The sequence below is a fragment of the Plantactinospora sp. BC1 genome (assembly GCF_003030345.1).
Lineage (GTDB): Bacteria > Actinomycetota > Actinomycetes > Mycobacteriales > Micromonosporaceae > Plantactinospora.
The window spans coordinates 7,793,397-7,812,767 of sequence record NZ_CP028158.1 but is presented as its reverse complement, the minus strand read 5'-3'; the positions used below and the strand labels follow the sequence as shown (position 1 = coordinate 7,812,767).

The 19,371-nt window shown below is 70.4% G+C and carries 13 protein-coding genes and 1 pseudogene; 7 read left to right on the top strand and 7 right to left on the bottom strand.

Annotated features, from left to right (window positions below; genetic code table 11):
- Position 1: 1 nt before the first annotated feature.
- Both C6361_RS34235 and C6361_RS34230 read right to left on the bottom strand, forming a co-directional pair.
- Positions 2 to 3,598: a WD40 repeat domain-containing serine/threonine protein kinase gene (locus C6361_RS34235; RefSeq protein ID WP_107270313.1), complete on the bottom strand. Its 3,597-nt coding sequence runs from the start codon at positions 3,596 to 3,598 to the stop codon at positions 2 to 4.
- Between the two features lie 11 nt (positions 3,599 to 3,609).
- Positions 3,610 to 4,377 (bottom strand): SAVMC3_10250 family protein, encoded by a 768-nt coding sequence (locus tag C6361_RS34230; protein WP_107270311.1) that lies wholly within the window; start codon positions 4,375 to 4,377, stop codon positions 3,610 to 3,612.
- Positions 4,378 to 5,238: 861 nt separating this feature from the next.
- On the opposite strand from C6361_RS34230, the gene C6361_RS38620 reads away from it, so the two are divergent.
- Entirely contained in the window at positions 5,239 to 6,264 is a 1,026-nt protein-coding gene (locus tag C6361_RS38620) for a hypothetical protein (RefSeq protein ID WP_234359177.1), read from the top strand.
- 478 nt (positions 6,265 to 6,742) lie between these two features.
- Here the strand turns inward: C6361_RS38620 and C6361_RS34215 are convergent, their stop codons facing one another.
- Complete coding sequence (locus C6361_RS34215) at positions 6,743 to 7,516, bottom strand: maleylpyruvate isomerase family mycothiol-dependent enzyme (RefSeq protein WP_107270310.1); 774 nt, start codon at positions 7,514 to 7,516, stop codon at positions 6,743 to 6,745.
- 671 nt (positions 7,517 to 8,187) lie between these two features.
- Between C6361_RS34215 and C6361_RS38615 the strand changes: the two genes are divergently transcribed.
- The 3 genes from C6361_RS38615 to C6361_RS37350 all read left to right on the top strand — a co-directional run bounded on the left by C6361_RS38615 (position 8,188) and on the right by C6361_RS37350 (position 9,845).
- Positions 8,188 to 9,018, top strand: a complete 831-nt coding sequence (locus tag C6361_RS38615) for a low temperature requirement protein A (protein WP_107270308.1) — start codon at positions 8,188 to 8,190, stop codon at positions 9,016 to 9,018.
- On the top strand, positions 8,952 to 9,350 hold the full coding sequence (locus C6361_RS38870; protein ID WP_255416183.1) for a low temperature requirement protein A: 399 nt from the start codon (positions 8,952 to 8,954) through the stop codon (positions 9,348 to 9,350). The genes C6361_RS38615 and C6361_RS38870 overlap by 67 nt, the downstream gene beginning before the upstream one ends.
- A 288-nt stretch (positions 9,351 to 9,638) precedes the next feature.
- Positions 9,639 to 9,845 (top strand): hypothetical protein, encoded by a 207-nt coding sequence (locus tag C6361_RS37350; RefSeq protein ID WP_159079616.1) that lies wholly within the window; start codon positions 9,639 to 9,641, stop codon positions 9,843 to 9,845.
- A 377-nt stretch (positions 9,846 to 10,222) separates the two neighbouring features.
- On the opposite strand, the gene C6361_RS34195 is transcribed toward C6361_RS37350, so the two are convergent.
- The 3 genes from C6361_RS34195 to C6361_RS34185 form a co-directional block, all read right to left on the bottom strand.
- Positions 10,223 to 12,088, bottom strand: a complete 1,866-nt coding sequence (locus C6361_RS34195; RefSeq protein WP_107270304.1) for a RiPP maturation radical SAM C-methyltransferase — start codon at positions 12,086 to 12,088, stop codon at positions 10,223 to 10,225.
- 1 nt (position 12,089) lies between these two features.
- Entirely contained in the window at positions 12,090 to 12,329 is a 240-nt protein-coding gene (locus tag C6361_RS34190) for a hypothetical protein (RefSeq protein WP_107270303.1), read from the bottom strand.
- 142 nt (positions 12,330 to 12,471) lie between these two features.
- Positions 12,472 to 15,282, bottom strand: a complete 2,811-nt coding sequence (locus C6361_RS34185; protein WP_107270301.1) for a BTAD domain-containing putative transcriptional regulator — start codon at positions 15,280 to 15,282, stop codon at positions 12,472 to 12,474.
- 135 nt (positions 15,283 to 15,417) lie between these two features.
- Here C6361_RS34185 and C6361_RS34180 point away from each other — a divergent pair, with 135 nt between their 5' ends.
- The 3 genes and pseudogenes from C6361_RS34180 to C6361_RS38610 all read left to right on the top strand — a co-directional run.
- Positions 15,418 to 16,005, top strand: coding sequence for a hypothetical protein (locus tag C6361_RS34180; protein ID WP_107270300.1), 588 nt, complete (start codon positions 15,418 to 15,420; stop codon positions 16,003 to 16,005).
- Between the two features lie 80 nt (positions 16,006 to 16,085).
- The gene (locus tag C6361_RS34175; protein WP_107270298.1) at positions 16,086 to 16,523 is read left to right on the top strand and encodes a hypothetical protein; all 438 of its coding nucleotides are present in this window, start codon (positions 16,086 to 16,088) and stop codon (positions 16,521 to 16,523) included.
- Positions 16,524 to 16,872: 349 nt separating this feature from the next.
- Positions 16,873 to 17,242 (top strand): annotated as a pseudogene (locus C6361_RS38610) (transposase); the annotation flags it as partial.
- A gap of 1,214 nt (positions 17,243 to 18,456) precedes the next feature.
- On the opposite strand, the gene C6361_RS37345 reads toward C6361_RS38610, so the two are convergent.
- A complete protein-coding gene (locus C6361_RS37345) occupies positions 18,457 to 19,368 on the bottom strand; it encodes a hypothetical protein (protein ID WP_159079615.1) in 912 nt (303 codons plus the stop codon).
- Between the last annotated feature and the right edge of the window lie 3 nt (positions 19,369 to 19,371).

Genomic DNA, 19,371 nt, shown 5'->3' with positions numbered 1-19,371 from the left:
CTCAGGACTCCCTTCCGCCCTGCGCGGGCAGCTCGTAATCCCAGTCCAGCTCCCACAGCCGAGCGGTGCCGTCGGTGGCGGCGGTCAGCACCGTCCGGGCGTCCGCACTCACCGCCACCGACACCACCTCGCCGGTGTGGCCGGTCAGGACGCGCAGACAGCGGCCCGATCCGACGTCCCACACCCGGGTTGTGCCGTCGGCACCAGCGGACAGCACGAACCGGCAATCCGGGGTGAGCGCGAGGGCAGGCACGGGTCCGGAGTGGCCGGCAAGCCTGCCCACGCATTGGCCGGCGACCAGGTCCCACACCCTCAGGTCGCCATCCGCTCCGCTGGAGACGCCGGTAGTCCCGTCCGGCGTCACGGCGAGGTCGGTCACCCGGTCGGTGTGCCCGTGCAGGACCGCCCGGCGGGCGCCGGTGCGGAGGTTCCAGCCGCACACCGTTTTCCCCGGCCCGGCCAGCAGGCCCACCCGCCCGTCCGCGCTCACCGCCACCGGGGACCGGCGGCCCACCGAACCGCCCAGGAAGCGCGGAGTCCGGCCGGTGGCGCTCAGGTCCCAGACCGCCACCGTGCCCTGCGGACCGCCGCCCACGAGGGTGCTGCCGTCCCGGCTCAGCGCGACCGAGACGATCTCCATGTCGACCGGGCCGAGCATGCGCCGGTACCGTCCGGTGGCGAGTTCCCAGACCAGCACTGTGCCGTCCACACCACCGGACAGCGCCAACCGGCCACCGGCGCCGATCGCGACCGCGCCCGTCTCGCCGTGGTGCCCCGGCACGGCGTACCGCAGCTCACCGGTTGCCACGTCCCACACCCGCACCATCCGGTCCGGGAGCTCTGGCGCGCCGACACTGCCGGTCACCACCAGCCGCACGTCCGGGTCGACCGCCACCTGCGTCCCGTTTCCGCCGGTTCGGTGCCGCAGCCGGCCGGTCTCCACCTCCCACACGTCCACCTGGTGACCCGGTCCACCCACGACCAGGCGGCCGTCGCCGCTCAGCACCGGCCGGCCCCGATCCGGGTTGGGCAGCTCGCACAACTGCCACGCCGCCCGCAACCCCACCGGCCGGCCGCGTCGACCAAGGTGCGCCCACCGGTCGATCAGGCCGCGGTCCCGCTCGTACCCCGGTACTCGCCGGGCAGCCCTCAGCTCCGTGGCGGCGGCGCGCCACTGCCCACGCCCGGCCAGCACGGTCACCCGGCGCAGCGCCTCCGCCACCAGGTCCGCCGATCGGGACAGCTCGCCCGGCGCCGTCGGCCGCGCATGACTCCAGGCCGCCGGCGGCCCGGCCGGTAGCAGCGGCCACCGTCGCAGCGTGCCGTCGCCGGCATGGGCGAGCCCGTAACTGCCGTCGGCGCTGACCGCAACCACGGCCGGCCGGTCGGGGTGGTCCGGCAGGGTACGCAGGCACCGGCCGGCTGGAAGGTCCCACAGTTGTACGCCGGCCTGACCGCCCACCAGCGCCGTGCGGCCATCACCGCTGACCGCCACCGGCGTCCCCCACAGGACGGCACCGCTGATCCGGTACAGCCGACGACCGGTTGCCGGCTCCCACACCTGGACCTCACCGTCCCGGACGGCCAGCGCCGCCCGGCCGTCGCCGCTGAGCACAGTGGCGAACCGGCTCAGCTGGATCGACCGTACCAGATGGCTGGTGACCAGATCCCACACCCGGACGCGCTCGGTGTTCGGCTCCCAGTGCACCACGAAACGCGCGTCGATCCGCACGGCGGCCGGGCCCCTAGATTTCCAGCCGCTCGGAATGGGTTCGGCGAACGTGCGCACCGGGCGGCCGGTGTCGGCGTCCCAGAGCCGCAGCGCGCCATCCTCGCTGACGGTGGCCACCTGGTGCCCGTCCGGGCTGAACCCGATCGCGGCGACGGCGGTGTGGTGTCCATCCAGCCGGCACAGCCGCCGCCGAGTGGCTACCTCCCACACCTCCGCCTGTCCCGGGTCGCCGCCGACGGCGACCCGCCGGCCGCAGGTGTCCAGCGCCACCGCCGGCGCCTGCCGGGCCGGGCCGGAAAACACCGCCGGTGGGGCCCCGGCGCGCACCTGCCAGACCAGGAGGCTGCCGTCCGCACCCGCTGCCGCGACGACCGAGCCGTCGGCGCTGAGGGCCACCGGCACGGCGGCGTGCCCCGCGAGCCAGCCGACGGGCGGTCCACGGAGGACGGCAGGCGGTACCATCGCACTGGGCCGCCCGGCCAGCTCCGCTGCCCCGGCCAGCTGGCTCGCCGGAGCGCCGCCGCCAGCCGCCGCCGCCAACAGCGCCTGTGCCCGGCCGGAGTCGCCGCGCTCCAGTTCGACCAACGCGAGGAGGTAGTCGCCGAGCCAGCTCCCGTCGTGGCTGGACCGGACCTCTGCCACTCCCGATACGAGCTGGACGTCGGTCGTCCGGCCACTGCGCCACCGATGCAGGCCACGGTTGTAGACGGTGGGCAGATGGTGCGGATCGGCAGCCAACGCCCGGCTCCAGCACTGCTCCGCCCGGTCCGAAAAGCCCAGGTCCAGCATGGACAACGCCTGGTTCGACAAACCGTCGGCGAGCAGCCGATGCGCCGTGGCCGGCCGGCGAGGGTAGGGCCGTCCGACCTCGCGGGCGTAGATCTCGATCAGCTCGTCGGCGAGGTCACTCATCCGGCCCGGCCGGACGGACGGGTCCGGCGCGAAGCAACGGCGGAGCATCTCGGCCAGCGCGCCGGGCAACGCCGGCAGGTGCGGCTGCGGCGGGCATGTGGCGAGCAACCCGTCCAGCGCCGCGGCGGCGTCCGGGCCGTGCGGTGTCGGCGGACGCCCGGCGAACAGCTCCAGCACGGTGACCGCCCACGACCAGGCGTCGGTGGCGCGGGTAAGGGGCACCCGGGCCCCCCGGGCGGCTAGGTCCTGCTCCGGTGAGCAGTACGCCAGCGTCAGCCCACCAAGACTGACCAGCAGGCTGGTCCCGGTCCCCCCAGCGGGTGCGCCCCCTCCGGCGGCAGCGCCGCGATCCCGCCCGGTGGCCCCTCCTCCGGCTGGCGACCGAAGCTCGGGTACGGCCGCAGGCCCCTCCCGGGCAGCGGCGCGCGCCGCTGCCCGGGCCAGCCCGAAGTCGGTCACCTTGGCGACGCCGTCGCCGGTCAGCAGTACGTTGTCGGGCTTGACGTCCTGGTGAACCAGCCCGTGCCGGTGTGCGTGGTCGAGTCCCCACGCGCACTGGATCGCGACGTCGAGCGCATACCGCAGCGACCGCCGCGCACCGTGCCGGTAGAAGCGGCGGTCCCGGACAGCCCCGGCGAGGCTGCCGCCGTCGACCCACTCTGCGAAGATCAGCGGCAGGCCATCCACCCGCCGCACGTAGGCGCAATACGCGACGTGCGGATGCGGCGCGAGTTCCACCCACGACTCGGCCTCCCGCTCGAACGACGCGACATCCTCCGGCGACCACACGAGCTCCGGGCGTGGCACCTTGACGGCGAGTTCGACGTTCCAGCCACGGTGGTACACCCGGTACACCAGGCCCATTCCTCCGCTGTGGATCACCCCACGGACCTCGTAGAGGTCGAGTACGACGTCGCCCGGTCGCCACTGCGGCCCCGCCTCCGCCGTCGACATCCCGCCGCCGATCAGTCCACTTGTGCGACGTACAGCGGGGAACCCAGCAGTACGGACTCGCCGCGCTCGGCGTACGGGCTCCGTCCGTGCAGCAGCCGCTTGGCGAGGAATTCCAGGTTCTGCGTCGGCCCCCGCATGCCTGCGGTCACCCGATGCACCATCGCGAGCGCGGCGCGATCGTCGCCCGCGTCTCTCGCCCGCGGGTCCCGGCGGTCGATGTCCAACCCGGCCGCCAGCCCTCCGCCGACGGCGTCGCCGCCGGCGGGGTCCACCGGCCGCCACCCACCATGGGCGTCGTCGCCCGACGCGGCCGACCCGTCGCCCGGCTCCCCGGCTTCGCCGAGAGCCCGGAGGAAGGTGAGCATGGCCGGTGTCAGCGAGGCCGGCACCAGCTCCTCCGGCCGGTCGACCGGGGAATGGAGCAGGTGGCGGGGCGACCCGCCGAGTCCGACCACTGTGCGCTCGGTCCGGCCACCGAAGTAGACCATGCCGGCGTCGACGCTGTTTTGCACCAGATCCCAGCGCATCGGCATGATGCCCCAGAAAAACTGGCCCGGCTCGTCGACCGCGCCGACGTCTCCATGGTCCTGAAGATGGCGGACCACCCGCTCCAGGCCGGCAACGCGTTCCCGCTCCCGCACCTCTTCGCGCCGCCACTGGAAGACTTTGCCGCCCCCGCCCCAGCCGGATGTCCGTTGCCGCAGCAACGCGGGGTCGATCTGTGGAAGCAGCATGTCGAGCTTGGTGTCGCTGATGTAGAGGTAGTAGCGAATCGACATGTGGACCTGCCATGTCTCCGGCCGGAGCGGCGAGGGGTGCGTGACGATCGGGGTGCGATGCTGTGCCGGTCCGTCCAGCCTACATCGGTAACGATGTACCCGTCCGCGCCGCGCCCAGCGGGTCGGGCACGGCGCGGACGGCAGTTGGCACGCCCCTGCCGGGTCTACCTGAGGCCGCCGAGGGACAGTTCGCCCCGGCCGCCGGGCTGCTCATCCGGCACCAGAGGCCGGGCCTGTTGATACGCAGCACACCAGATCGCCATAGCGGCTGGACTGGCCGTTGTAGCAGCGCAAGCCGCTACGCGAGATCGGCGCTGTCCTGCTGCGCCTCGTCGGAAACCACCGTCAAGCGGCCCACGCCGACGAAGCCCCCGGCCTTCACTGGACCGGGCCGAGGCAAACCTTCCCGTACGACATCATTCATCTGGCAGGAAGTTTCTTCCTATAAAGGTCGACCCTTCGCCTTGCCCGAGCGTCCGCCTCTTTCTGGCTAACCTCAACTTCCTCAGTCACGCGCAATCGATCAAACGGTGCACAATAACTCAGGCGCATCCCAGGATTCGGTGGCTGAGCAAGAGTCATATCTGACCATATTCGGGGCAACGAAGCTCCATCACGAGCATCGTCCTAACGAGACTCTAACTCGAAACCCGTATTGCGATCAGTTCTTCGCGAGAGAACTCTAGTCCTCCAGCCGTAGCTGCGGTTCCTGGCGTTTGGGCACGTCAGCGACATGATCGGTGTCCCGTCGGTGCCGGTGCGATAGCTGCCGGCATCGATGTTAGTCGCCGGACTGACCAGGTGATCGCACTTCGTGTCTGACGCCTTCAGCGGCGGGCCGGGCAGGCTATCGCGCTTGTGTTGGTCAATCACATCGTCGGGTGGCGGGCGGGTCTGGATGATCCGCTGGCGCGGTTCGCGCACCGGTTCGGGCGTGCGGAACCGCGCAAGCAGGCGCTCAGCTACCTGGTCGGGTTGTTGTCGCCGTTGGCGGCGAAGAACGACTGGACCCTTGAAGCCTACGGTCTGGACTCGAAGTTCCGGACCTGGCTACAACAACAACAGGTCGGTTACGTCCTCGCCGTTCCCCGCAACCAACGCATCCCGACCACGGCGGGCAACTGGCGCCCCGACCTGCTCGCCAACGCCGCACCGGTCGAGGCGTGGAGACGACGCAGCTGCGGCGACGGCGCGAAAGGTCCACGGCTCTACGACTGGGCCACGGCCACCCTGCCCGACACCGACGTCGACGGCTACCGCCAGTGGCTCCTGATCCGGCGCAGCAGCACCAACCCCGACGACCGCGCCTACTACCTCTGCTTCGGCCCCGCCGGCACCGACGACGAAACTCTGACCCGGGTGGCGGGCGCACGGTGGGCAATCGAGGAGTGCTTCCAGAGCGCGAAGACCGAGGTCGGCCTGGACCAGCACCAGGTGCGACGTTACGACGCCTGGTACCGCCACATAACCAGCCAGCCTCGCCCTGCCGGTGCCCATAGCTCGGTTCGTTCACCAACACATCGCCCGCCCGGGTCCAGCCGCCACGAATCGAGTACAACCCGAACAGGCCGCCAACTCCCGTCACGTACTCGATCAGGTCACCAGACAGCCGGCCTAACGGTGTGCGACCCGCCTGCCCGTGGGTTGCCTAGTGCTCTACCCGGGAACGTTTACCGGCTTGGCGACGGCGAGGCCGGAACCGGTTGGATGGGACGGACATCCGACGGAGCTGGGGGCGTGGTGGCGGAGCTCGTCAAGATCAGGAGGCTGACCGACCAGAAGGACCAGCAGTTACAACGGACCGTTCGCCGGGGCAGCACCAACACAGTGCGCTATCGACGGTCGATGATGCTGCTGACCTCGGCCGGGGCAACTGAGTTCCAGTGATCGCTCAGTTGGTGCAGGCCGACGACACGGTGCGGGACGTGATCCACCGGTCCAGCCAGAGCGGCCCGGCCTGCCTGGACCCTAGGTGGGCGGGAGGCCGTCCCCGCCTACTCAACCCTGACGTACTCAACCCTGACGACCCCGATGGTCACTGGCCGGCGCCGAAGCCGTCCTGAGACTCAGCGGCCTGCTGCCAACGGCGACTTCGACCGTTACTGGACCTTCCACCTCGACCAAGAACACCAGCGCAGTCACCGGGCCCGCTACCGACTCGCTGCTTGATCTACGAGGTCAGTCCCAGCAATCTGCGCCCGCCACGCGCTGTCCCCAGTCGAGCGCGAGCCGCCCCGCAGGTGCGCTTTCGCCCTTGAACAGCAGGCCCGCGGCCTGCCCGCAGCCGCGCGATGTCCGCAGTCCCGGGCCCAATAGCGCCGCAGGAGCGCGCACACAACCGACAGATGCGTCACAAGTGCTCGCTTTACGCGTTCGGGTCCCAGTCTGCGAGCTGCTCCATCGGCTCGGTGTCGCCGGTGGTCTCCAGGCCGTCGAGCGGGACGCGGCCGTAGAAGTAGAGGACCAGTTCGCTCGCTGCGCCTCGCATCGCCATGTCGCCCGGCTCCGCGTCGGCGGCGAGGTCGTCGCAGCGGACGCCGTCGGCGTTGAGGGTCAGGCGCCAGGAGCGGCCCTCGGTCGTGTGCAGGTCGATGGTCGCCGGCTTGAACGGCCAGGGGACGGTCGTCGCCGAGACCGTCGTCAGGAACTCGTCAACGCCCTCGACCGCGACGTCCGTCGGCAGCGGCTGTGCGGCCCCCAGGGTGAGCTGGGCGTCGTAGGTGTGGACGGCGATCTCCTGGATCTGGTGCCGCGCCACGGCTCCGCTGGTCTCCGGGGCCTGCGAGCGGCCCCACCAGGTCCAACAGCCGCGATCCGGGCCGGCCTCGCGCAGCGCGTCGAGCATGAGCTGGGTCGACTCGGCGAGCCAGGCGTCCAAGGCTTCGCGGTCGCGGGGCGCGGTCGGGGCGCCCTTCGGGTCCGTCCTCGCCGGGGGCTCAGCGCCCGGGCCCGCCGCGACGATGGCGGCCTGGCGGCGGCGGCCGTCGCCGAGGTGCTGCGCCAGTTCGCGCAGCGTCCAGTCCGGGCAGGTCGGGACCTGGACCTCAAGGTCGGGGGCGGACGCGATCACGGCGCGGAACGCGGCCGAGCGGTCTTCGATCAGCCGCAGGACCTCGGAGAACTCCAGGATGTTTTGCACGCCGGGTGTGTATCACGGCGCTCCGGCCGCCGGGTAGCGAATTTGTCGGACGAACGGGTCGACGGCCGGGCGCAACGCCGGCGCCGAAGCCGTCCTGAAACTCCGCGCACTGCTCGGCAACGGCGACTTCGACCGCTACTACTCCTCCGAGGCCGTGGCCGAAGAGCGGATCTGCCGCGCGCGTCTTCTACCGGGCTTCCCCGACAAGCCAGACGGCTTCCAGATCGGAGAGTACGACCTCGATGAGGACCACTGGACCAAGAGCATCGTCCGCGTGCCGGCGACCAGGCGGTCGCGGTCAGGCCCGGAGGACCGACGACAGATGCCGCGCCAGGTGATCCTCGCCCCGCACCACGACCAGTCGCAATGGAGGTCGGTTACGGAGGGAGCCTTCGAGCGCCGACTCGAGGAGGCGGAGCGACCACTATCTCGTGCCGTAGCACGAGGGCCTCGAGACGTGAGCGCCGGTACGCGACCCGTCCGGCGCAAGCCCGGCCGGCGACCCTGAATTGCCATGATCGGTAGTTGCGGCCAACTGGGTTAGCAAACCGTGCGGGTCCGCGCCCAACCGCGCGACTACTGCCGAATTCCGCCCGCCGTGGCGGCCGCGGATGCGAAACTGGGCCCGGCCCGGTCCATGATCGGGCGCCGACGCCGAGCCACGGATTGACATGCTGCTGCCCCGCCCAAAGGACGCACGCCGGCCGACGATGCTGGAACTCTTCTTCGACCTGGTCTACGTCGTCGTCCTCGCGTTGATCTCGCAACGTCTGGAGTCGGGTCCCGGCTGGCTCGACGCCCTGCACGCCCTGATACTGCTGATGGCGCTCTGGTGGGTCTGGGCGGTCACTGTCCTGGTCAGCAACCTCTACGACCCGCAGCATTCGCTCATCCAGTTGACCACTCTCTGCGCCCTCGTGGGCAGCCTGCTGATGACCGCCGCCATTCCCACCGCGTTCGGCCCGCACGGAGTGGTCTTCGCGTCCGCGTACGTCGGGATCCACCTTACCCGGGGCTTCCTGCTGGCGCCGGCCCTCCGCGGCCAGCCGGAGGCCCGGGCCCGGGCGATCAGCGTCCTCTCCTGGTTCACCGCGTCGGGCGTGCTCTGGATGGCCGGGGGTGTCAGCGACGGCACCCGCCGGGTGGTGCTCTGGGCGGTCGCGCTGGGTATCGACAGTCTCGGCTTCGGACTGCGCTTTCCAGTACCCCGGCTGCGCCGGTTCGCGTCGTCGCGATTCTTCGTCGTCTCCGACCACCTGGCCGAACGGCTCCAGCAGTTCTTCATCATCTCGCTTGGCGACGCCATTCTGATCATCGGGATCGCGATGAGCCGAAGTGCCTTCGAGGCCCCGCACCTCACGGCCTTCGCGGTGACGCTCGGCAGCCCGTACTGCTGTGGCGGATCTACCGGCACCGCGCGGGCCAGGTCCTGCCGATGGCGATCGAAACCATCGGCGGGCCCAGCGGGTCCGCACAGGGCACGCTGTACAGCCACCTGGTGATGATGTCGGGCGTCGTGGTCACGGCCGCCAGCTTCGCCCTCGCCATCCACGATCCGGCCGGCGCGGTCACCACCGCCTGGGTACTGATCGCCCTAGGCGGCCCGGCACTGTTCCTGGCCGGCCGGGCTCGATTCGAGTACGAGGTCTTCCGCCGGGTCTCACCGCAGCGGCTGGTGGCGATCGTCGTCCTGGCCGCTGCGGTGCCCGGGGCACGGTACCTGCCGGCGTTGGCGGTAACGGCCGCCGGCACCCTGGTGCTGGCCGGGGTCGCGGCCGCCGACACCATGCGCAGTCACGGACGACCGGCGGAGTTGCCAGCACAGTCGCAGTGAACCGCCGGACGTGCCGATGGGCCGGCGGCTGAACAGGCGGATCATTCCCAGGTACAACAGCCGCACGACCAAGCCGGAGATCATCAGCTCGAGCTGAGGACTCCCAGCTCACAGCCTGTCCGACAGGATTTGGCACGGTACACGCCCGGCCCCCTCGACCGGCCCGCTCCGGCGGACTTCCGGCTGGCCGGCGGGAGCTGTGAGCGGAAGTCGGACCGGGACGGCGGCAGCGGCAGTGGGCCCTTCCACAGCACCGGCGGGTCGGCGGATGACCGTGGGATACACACCATGTGGGCCGCCGCCGGCGGCGCGGCCCGGGCTGAGCTGCGGCTGGCCGATGGGACCACCCGGTCGGCACTGCTCGCCGAGGGCCAGTTCTTCTTCTGGTACCTGGCTGACGAGCGCGTCGACCCACCGACGCTCGTCGGCTACGACGCGGCCGGAAGGGCGGTGGCCGAGCACCCCCTACCGGACCTGGACCGGATTGGCCGCTGACAGTGGCGGTGCCGGTCAACGAGGCGCACACGGCGGGCGCGGTGTAGCCGCCGACCGCAAACGGGCGTCGGCGGCCCCTGGTCATCGCCCCGGGTGCCGCCGACGGGCCGGGCACGGCATGCGAGAGCGTCGGAGATGCTTTCGACCAGGCCGAGAACGGCGGCCGGGGTGCCGAGGGTGAGGCGAGCGGACTCGGCAACAGCGCGGCGGGCGGCGTCGTCAGAGCCGGTCGCCCCGCGGCCAGCTTGTGGAAGACGGTGACGTGGCCCGGACCGCTGGGCGGATGTCGGCACGAACTGGTGAGAGACGGCGACGCTCCGCCGGCAGGGCGGCCCCGTGACGCCGGACGTGCTCCCCCGCCGGTGCCGTAATGCTCTCTACCGGCCCCCTACCGCAGGGAGGGCCAGCGAGAGCGCGAGTGATCCGTCGCGGAACATGAGCCCGCGTGCGCAGAATTCGCCGATGGCCTCCTCGACGGTGGGTACGGGTACCGGCGTGGACAGGCGGGAGCGGAGGGCCGCGGCGCTGGTCGGCCTCTCCGCGCAGCCGAGGTAGATCTCGGCGAGGAGCCCTCGGAACTCGTACGTGCCTTCCCGCCTCGGATGCCGCGCGTCGTAGATCCTCAGGTAGCCGGGAGACGACCAGTACGTGAGGGCGGGCGGTTCCGGGCGTTGCCATGCCGCGGACCAGTCTGCGACGGCTTCCCGCAGCGGCTGGTACGCCTCGTCCGGCAGCGTGTCCGCCAGCTCGTATTCGAAGAAGTACGCCAACTCGTCCAGATCGGTGCCCGGCGGGTAGACGTATGCGTAGCTTCGTTCCGGTGCGCGCCACACCGTGGGGAAGCGCTCCGGCTGGCTGAACAGCGGGCTGAAGCGCTCCATCCAGATCCGCGAGGCACCGGCGGGTGGGGTCAGGTGGGTCAGGTGCGGGATCAGGCGGGCCTGGTCGGCGTACTGTCGCGCGGTCTCTCCGGGGAAGCCCCAGAGGATGTTCCAGCTGACGGTGAGGCCGTAGTAGCGGGCCCACCGCAGGAGGTTCACGTTCTGCGCGGCGGTGGTGCCCTTGTCCATGAGACGCAGCACAGCGCTGCTGAGTGATTCGATGCCGGGTTGCAGGTGCCGAACACCCGCGCCGGCGAGCAGGCGGAGCTGGGCGCGGGTGAGGTGGGCGCGTACCTCGTAGAAGATCTCGTAGTCGGCGCGGGTCTCCTGCAACCGGGGCATGAGGTGGGTCAGGTGCGTGGTGCCGAGGATGTTGTCGACGGCCTCGAAGCGGAGACTGCCGTACCGCCGCGCCTGCCCGGTGAGTTCGGCCAGCAGCCGCGGGACGGACTTGGTACGGAATCGCATGCTGGTGGCGTTGAGACCGCAGAAGGTGCAATGGTGCTTGGCGCCCCACCAGCAGCCGCGGGCCGACTCGAACGGTAGCCAGACGTTCCAGTGGCCGCCGCCGGGCAACAGCCGAAGCTGCCGGGCACGCGCGAAGTATTCGTCGTAGTCCGGTGGCGGCGACGCGTCGAGGTGCTCCAGCTGCGCCGCCGACGGTGCGGCGACGACCTGGCCGCCGGTACGCCGGATCACACCGGGGATGTCGGCCCCGTCCTGACCGCTGCGCAGCGCGTCGAGCAGGCGCGGAAGCGCGGTGTCCGCCTCCCCCGCGACACCGAAGTCGATTACGTCGGCGGTACGCATCAACGCGGCGCCCATCTCGGCGTCGAGGTTCGCGCCGCCGAACACGATGATCAGCCCGGGGTGGCGTGCCTTGAGGCGACGGGCGAGGGCGATGGATGCGGCGTTCTGCTGAAAGGTGGAGCTGAACCCGACCACCCGGGCAGCTGCCCAGGCTTCCTCGTCGGCGAGCGCGTCGAGGACGGCGGGAACGTCCCTGTCGCGGGTGCGCAGCAGCCATTCCCGGGTCTCGCCCCCGGCACCGAGGTGGGCGAGATCTTCGGAGAAGTCGTCGAGGAAGCGGCCCTGCGGGTCGGGAGCCGCGGCACCGAACGCCTCCACCGAGAAGAGCCATTCGCCGATCAGCCGTTCCCGGTGCTGGGCGAGGGCGTCGTAGCGGGCGGGCCCCAGCCGGGCGGCGAAGTCCAGAGCGGCATGCCGGGTGGTGGCCGGAAACCCGTGCTCGCGCAGGATCGCGGCGAGCAGGCCGATCTGGATGGAGGGCCGGTCGGCTGCCATGAACGGCATGCTCACCAGCACCACCGGATACGCCGTCCGGTCGGGGCTGGTCGGCATGTCAGCCGCGGATGATGTGGCCGGCGGGATCCACCAGGAATTGCGCCAGGCCGGGGCTGTAGGCGGCGTCGAACTGCTCGGCGAAGGAGTCGAACGACGGTGGCGTGTGCAGCGCTACGGAGGTGGCGGCATTGGCGAGTACGGCGGTCAGCAGCGTGCGCTGTTTCTGGTTGAGTTGCAAGGTGTCCAGCGCTGCGGCGAGGCCGTCGAGATCTTCCTGGGTGAAGGTCAGCGAAGTCATCGGTTCTCCCCGGTTGTCGGTGAACCTTTCACCCTCTCCTCGCGGTGCGGCGGACCGCGACGTCGGACGCGATGTGCGAGCGCCGCGCGGTTCAGGCTGAAAGGTTCGATTCTGCGCAGGATGCCTGGCTCGATATGGTGCGTCAAGCCGTTTCGTCCACGGTTGACAGTGCGGCCAGCCGAGTCCGGAGCCCATTGGCGTCGACATGCCGCAACAGGACCAGGTTGTCTAGCGCCGCCTGCCATGCGCGGCGCGCGGCGGCCGTGTCCCCGGTGGCCTGGCAGGCGTCGCCGAGCGCGGTGAGCACGTTCGCCTCGTAGTAGCGGTGGCCGAGGCTGCGGTAGAGGCCGGCGGCGGCGCGGTAGTGGGCGAAGGCGAGGTCGTGCTGCCCGAGCTGGTGCCGGGCATAGCCGAGGCTGTCCAGCGTGCCCGCCTGACTCAGCCGGTCACCGAGTTGCCGTTGCAGCCGCAGCGCCTCCTCGCACTGGGCGACGGCCGCGTGGTGCTCGCCGAGACGGGTGTGGAACCAGCCGACCGCGTTGAGCGCGCGGGCCTGGCCGGCGCGGTGGCCGATCGTCCGGTACAGGTCGAGCTCGGCCTCCGCGTGCGCCAGCGCCTCCGAGTACCGGTGAGCGGCGTCGAGCGTCCAGGCAAGGACGTGATGGGTGCGCGCCTGGCCGGCGGAGTCTCCGGCATTCCGGTAGCAGTCGAGCGCCGAGGCCAGATGGCGCCGTACCAGGTCGGTGCGGCCGAAGTGGACCTGCGTGCACGCGAGGTAGCAGTGCGCGAAACCCTCCCGTGACGAGTCGCCCATCCGTCGCGCGGCACCCAGCGCTGTCGTGAGCGCCTCGATCTCGTCCTGCCAGTGGCACTGGTATGCCAGAAAACGGCGCATCGCCCACGCCAGGTGCCAGGCTTCCGCGTCGAAGCCGGCCACCCGGCGCAGGACGGCGAGCAGCACCGGCCGTTCCGCGGTGAACCAGGCCAGCGCCTGCGCGTTGCCGGTCACCGGCTCTGGCCGCACACCGGCCGGAACGGAAGGTACGCCGGCTGGCACGTCACGATGCGGATCGATGAGGGCATCGGCGGCGTCGGCGGTGTGCGCGTAGTGCGTCAGCATCCGACCCGCCGTCGCCCGCCGGTCCGCTGGCGAGTCGACCGTCTCGGCCAGCTCCGCCGCGTACGCCCGCAACAGATCATGGCACCCGTACCGGCCCGGCAGGTGCTCCTCGACGAGGTGTGCGCGGGCCAGCTCGGCCAGCGACGTGCGGGCATCGGCCAGCGGCCGGCCCGCCAGGCTGGCCGCGGCCGGCACGGTCAGATCGGGGCCGGGATGCACGCCGAGCATCCGGAACAGCGCCGCCGCGGCCGGGGTCAGCCGCAGGTACGACCAGGAGAACACCGTACGCGGGTCCGCCTGCGGCCCGGCAGCGGCGAAGGGCAGCAGTCGCGCCTGCGGGGGCCCACCGTGGCCGCCGACGAGTTCGGCGGCGAGCGTGGAGAGCGGGAAGTGTGGATGCAGCACCGCCCGGGCGGCCACGATGCTCAGCGCCAGCGGCAGCCGGGCGCAGCAGGAAATGATGTCGTCGACCGCGCCGGGCTCGTCGACCATCCGCCGCACGCCGATTCGACGGGCCAGCAGGTCACCGGCCTCGACGCGGTCGAGCAGCCCGAGGGTCACCGGCCGGGCGCCCCCCGCCACCAGCGCGGTGAGCTGGTCACGGCTGGTCACGACGGCCGCGCTACCGGCGGCCGCGGGCAGCAACGGCCGGACCTGGTCCGCGTCGCGGGCGTTGTCCAGCACCACCAGCGTGTGGCGGTCCGCCAGCAGGCTCCGGTACAGGCCGGCCCGAGCCTGCAAGCCGGCCGGTACGCCCTCCGGCGGCACACCGAGAGCGTCGAGGAACCCGCGTAGCGCCTCCGCCGGCTCCAGTGGCGTGCCGGTCGGGTCGAAGCCCCGCAGGTTGACGTACAGCTGCCCGTCCGGGAACCGGTCCCGCACCCGGTGCGCCCACCGTACGGCCAGGGCCGTCTTGCCGACCCCTGCGGTACCGGTCACGATCATCAGCGCCGTGCCGTGCCTCTCGGTGGCCGCGACGGCCTCCTCGAGCTGGGCCAGTTCTCGCTCCCGCCCGGCGAACACCAGCACGTCCGGTGGCAGCTGCAACGGTGTCACCGGCCGGCGCGACGCGCCGGGCGTACGCACGGCCGGCGGCAGGGTGCCGCGCAGCAGAGCCTGGTGCAGGGTCCGCAGGCCGGCACCGGGCTCCACCCCGAGCTGGTCGGCGAGCCGCTCGCGCAGGGTGGCGTACCGGGCGATGGCCTCGGCGTCGCGTCCGGCGGCGTGCAGCGCCCGCATGAGCGCCTCCTCCAGCGCTTCCGCCAGTGGGTACTCGACGGCCAGCTCGGTGAGCACCGTGACAGCGGATTCGGGCTGGCCGAGGCGGACCCGGGCAAGCGCCCACGCGACCGCGGCGTCCAGCCGGCGCCGTTGCCAGGTGTCCCGGACCCGCTCCGCCCAGGCACCGGTCAACCCGGCCAGCGGCACACCACGCCAAAGCCGCAGCGCCGCGCCGAGCGTGTCGACCCGCTCCCGATCGGGGCAGAGCGGATCGGTCCCCCGGCCGGCGAGGCGTCCGAAGCGGTGCAGGTCGATCCGGTCCGGTTCCACCTCGAACGCGTACCCGGACGGCCGGCGCGCGATCTGCGGCGCCGCGCTCCCGCCGGCCCGGCGCAGCATGCGCCGCAGCCGGCTGACGTGCGAGTACACCACGTTGCGGGCCTCGACCGGCGGCTCCTCGTCCCAGACCCGGTCGACCAGCGTTTCGATGGTGACGGGCCGGGGAGCGTCGACCGCGAGTGCCGCCAGGACCGCCCGCTGCCGAGGCGTGCCGGCATCCACGCCAGCCCCGTCGGCCCGCACCTGGACCTCCCCGAGCAGCAGGAACTCCACGACCCACCCTTCATCACCGTCGATCGATCCTGAACTGGACCGCAAGGTCGCCGCAAGGTTGCTGACCAGAACCGGACGCGAAGGTGTTTTCACCGGGCGCGGGGCCCGGTTAACCCGAATCGAGGAGGAAACCTCATGCTTCTGCGTGCGCTCACGCTCGCACCGGTCGTCGCTCTGGCACTGGCCGTGCCGGCCGCCGCACCGGCGCAGGCCGCCGAACAGGCCAAGCCGGTCACTCAGTGCGTCCTGGACGTCAGTGTCGCCGCACCGAACCCGGTGTGCTTCGCCAGCTTCAGCGAAGCGGTCGCCCGGGCGACCGGCGGCCGGATCTCCAACGCCCCGGCGGACGGGAACGCGGCGCTGCGCGACAGCGCCTTCCGGGCCCGTCTGGAGGCCAGCAACACCCGTGGCGGAAAGCCGTCCGGGTCTCGCGCGGCCGCCGCCGACATCGTCATCGGCATCGAGTACGAGGACAGCGACTTCGAAGACAGCCGGCTGCTCGTCACCGCAACCAGCGGATGCACTTCCGCCGAGACGGACTGGCTGATGGCGACACTGCCCGCCGGCTGGAACGACCAGATCGGCTCCTACCAAACGTTCGCCAACTGCCTCGCCAAGCACTACGAGCACATCAACTTCACCGGCGTCTCGACGGCGTACGACGCCGGGCAGGCCGACATGGGCTGGATGGACGACGAGGCCAGCTCCATCACCTGGACCTGACGGATCGCGGGGACGGCACTCGGCAGCGCCGTCCCCGCACCGCCATTCGAAGAAGAGCGAAAACCGGAAGGGAAACGACCATGCGCCCCAGCATCCGTACGACCGCACTGCTGACCGCCGCTCTCGGCACCATCCTGCTGTCCACCGCGGGCATGCCCGCCGAACCGGCCCGCGCGGCGGCCCGCGTCTGCGCCGTCGACCTGCGACACACCGGCGGGCAGGACCACTGCCCGGCCGCCTCCGCCGAGGTGGTCATCGAGATCCTGTACGAGGACCCGGACTTCGAGGGCCCGGCACTGTTTATCACCGCTCCGCACGGTTGCACCGCGTCCACCGCGGACGTCGACCACGCGATGCCGTTCGTGGGATCGCCTGGCTGGCCGCAGTACCTGGGCTCCTACCGGACCTTCGCCGGTTGCACGGCCACCCACTACGAACTGCCCAACTATCAGGGGCGGACGTTCGAGGACGGCAACGGCCCGGTGCCGTTCCCGGTCGGATCCATCCGCTGGACCTGAACACCGCGCGAACGCATACGTTCAGGGGCTCGCCAGCATGACGGCACACGACGCGGTGCCGCACGACGGCGGCGTGATCACCGTCAGCGGCCACATCGGTCCGGGGGTCGGAGGTCAACGCAGGGCACGGCGTCCGGCCGGTTCGTGGTGTCGCCGGCGACCGTGATGGCAATCCGCCTCTACCGCTGACACCCACGACGCGCGGGGACGACATGGTGCCGCCGACGGCCCGAGCGGAGCACACCATGTCGTCCCCGGCCGACTCGGCCGGCCCTCACCGGCATGTTGCGCCGCCGCCCCAGCGTGCCGACCGCGCCCCTTTGCCGCAGGTCGTGCTCGGGATCGCCGGTTGACCAGCGAGGATGCCGGGGTCGCGGTGGGTGTGTCGCAGACGGTCGGGAGCAGGTGGTTCCGGCAGCGTGGCGGCATGCCGTTGTTCATGGTTACCCAGGTGACGGGCCGGTATCTGTCGTTCGCCGAACGGGAGGAGATCGCCTCGCTCAAGGATCAGGGGGTCTTGGAGTCGGGGCGATCGCCCGTCGGCTGGGTCGTGACCCTTCGACGGTCTCGCGAGAGTTGCGTCGCAACGCGGCGACCCGGGGAGGCAAGCTCGACTACCGGGCGTCGGTCGCGCAGTGAAGGCGGAACTGCTCGCGAGGCGTCCGAAGGCGGCGAAGCTGGTCGCCAATGAGCGGCTGTGCGAGTACGTGCAGGAGCGGCCAACCGAACCGACTCCACCAAACCCGGGGAACATCACACGAAAGTCAACCAAACCGACTCCACCAAACCCGGGGAACATCAGAAGCTCCATCAAAGCGGGGGCGGCTCAGCCTGCGACCACATTCGCCGCCAGCGGGGCTGGCTCGACCCCAGCAGTTGGGGGATCGTCAAGCTACCTGTCGCAGGGTTATCCGGGTGTCCGGGTCTCGTCCGTGCGGTAGGCGCCGCAGTGGACAGGTCGGGACCAGCGGCAGCCTTCGGACTGGTAACAGCGGTGACGCCCCCGTACGCCGCCGGCACGTGACTGCCGCTCCCTTGCTGCCAGCGCAGTTGCAGCCCCACAGTGCAGCTGCGAGATCGTGACCCGGGCCCGCCTGCCCCGACCGGACACCGGGACCGCAACAAGAGGTGGTTGTGCTGATCGATCGATGGCGTCGTCCGACGTTGACGACGGATGGGAGGGACCATCGACGAGTACCACCGGGCCACCTAAACGAGTCCTTGAAGTCGCAGGTCAGCGGCCAGAATCAGTTTTGGCACCTTACACGGTTCGACCCACCTGCAAACCGGCCGAAGAGGAAGACCCCGAAACCGTCGACGAACGCCGCGCCAACCGGCTCCAACGCAACCTCGCTGAATTGCGAAAGGCCCGCGACCGGGCGCGTGGTTAGCTCGTGTGGGCCGTCCGTGAACGCGACGCCGCTCGGCAGGAACTCGCCGCCGCACTCACCGACCGGGATGAGGCGTCAGCAATCATCGAGTCACTACGGGCACAGCTAGAGGCGGCACGGAGGACTACGTCAGATGTCACCCACGCCGCCGGAGTGCTCGCCGCCCTGGCCGAACCCACAGGCGACCAGGCGCTCGACCCAGCCTTCGGAGTCGACGCCGATGATGTCACGCACCTCAGCCGGCAGCACCTGCCGCAGCGACTCGGTGACCTGCGAGGAATTAGGTTAAGGAGAGTCGCGGGCCAACGTCGTCTTCGGCCTCATTGACGAATCCGACGACGATCCAGACGCGGGCTATGGCGGCCATGGGCTGAGCTCTACCCGCAAAGGCTCGACTTCCATGAGCCTTCCCTCACAACTCGAGCAGACATCCATAGCGGTTCGTGTGAGGTGCGTGTGGTCACTTGATCCGCCCAGAGCAGATCTTCCGTTCACCAGGTTGCAGCCCGTCCAGGAGTTTCAGCAGAAGCGGGAGGCTCCTCTTATGATTGGCGCAAAAGACGAATAATCGCTGACCCAAGAACACTCATAGTTGAAGCATCCTCGCCACGAAATGCCGCCCAAGCCACTGCCCCCATTACTTCAGGCGGCCCGGCGAGCTCGGGAAGCACCCGCGCAATAGCGATTGCATCAAACTCATCTAACATTCGGCGCACGAGTTGCCCGTCACCCGCAACCGCTTCAGCTGGCCAAGTCACGGACCCAAGCCATGCGAACAACCTCTTAATGGCTGCATGCCAGCTACCTTCTGCCCGAACCAGATCAGCAGTTAGCCGCTCGACCAGGTCCTGTTCGAGATTGGCGGCCTGTTCTCCTGACTTAAGAGACAGGACGTCAACCAAGGAGAGGGGAACACGGCGCGCGACAAGCTCGGCACGATCGCCCGCTCGACGGAACTGCACGTCACCCTCGTGAAGATTCAATACAGAAATCAACTTGTCTAACACCGCGCCGGAGGCGCCATTAATTCCCAAACCGGAGAGAAAGAGGCGCAACGCAACTAAATCAGCACCACATAGATCGCTCAGAAAAATACTCCGCTCCCAGGCGACTCTGTCCGGGTGCAGACTTGCCGAACCGATGGCCGAGCTTTCACTATCGTAGAGGACAAGCGTCAAATCCCCAGGGCAGCGGCAGATGTCGGCTACGAACTCACCAGCTGTGGTCCACTCTCGTATACGATTCAGCGAGGCGCCGTCTTCGATGACCGCGAGGGTCTGCCGCTCTCCTGTAGGCGGCTCACCCTCGCCGCCTTGCAAGACCACCACCCGCCGCGCCCTGGACCATACTTCGTCCAACCAAACCTGAATTGACGCCTCTTCGCGACCAGTTTGCATAAATAGGCACACCGTTCCAAATAATCCCACACCAAATCCCTGGATCGTGCGGGACACGAC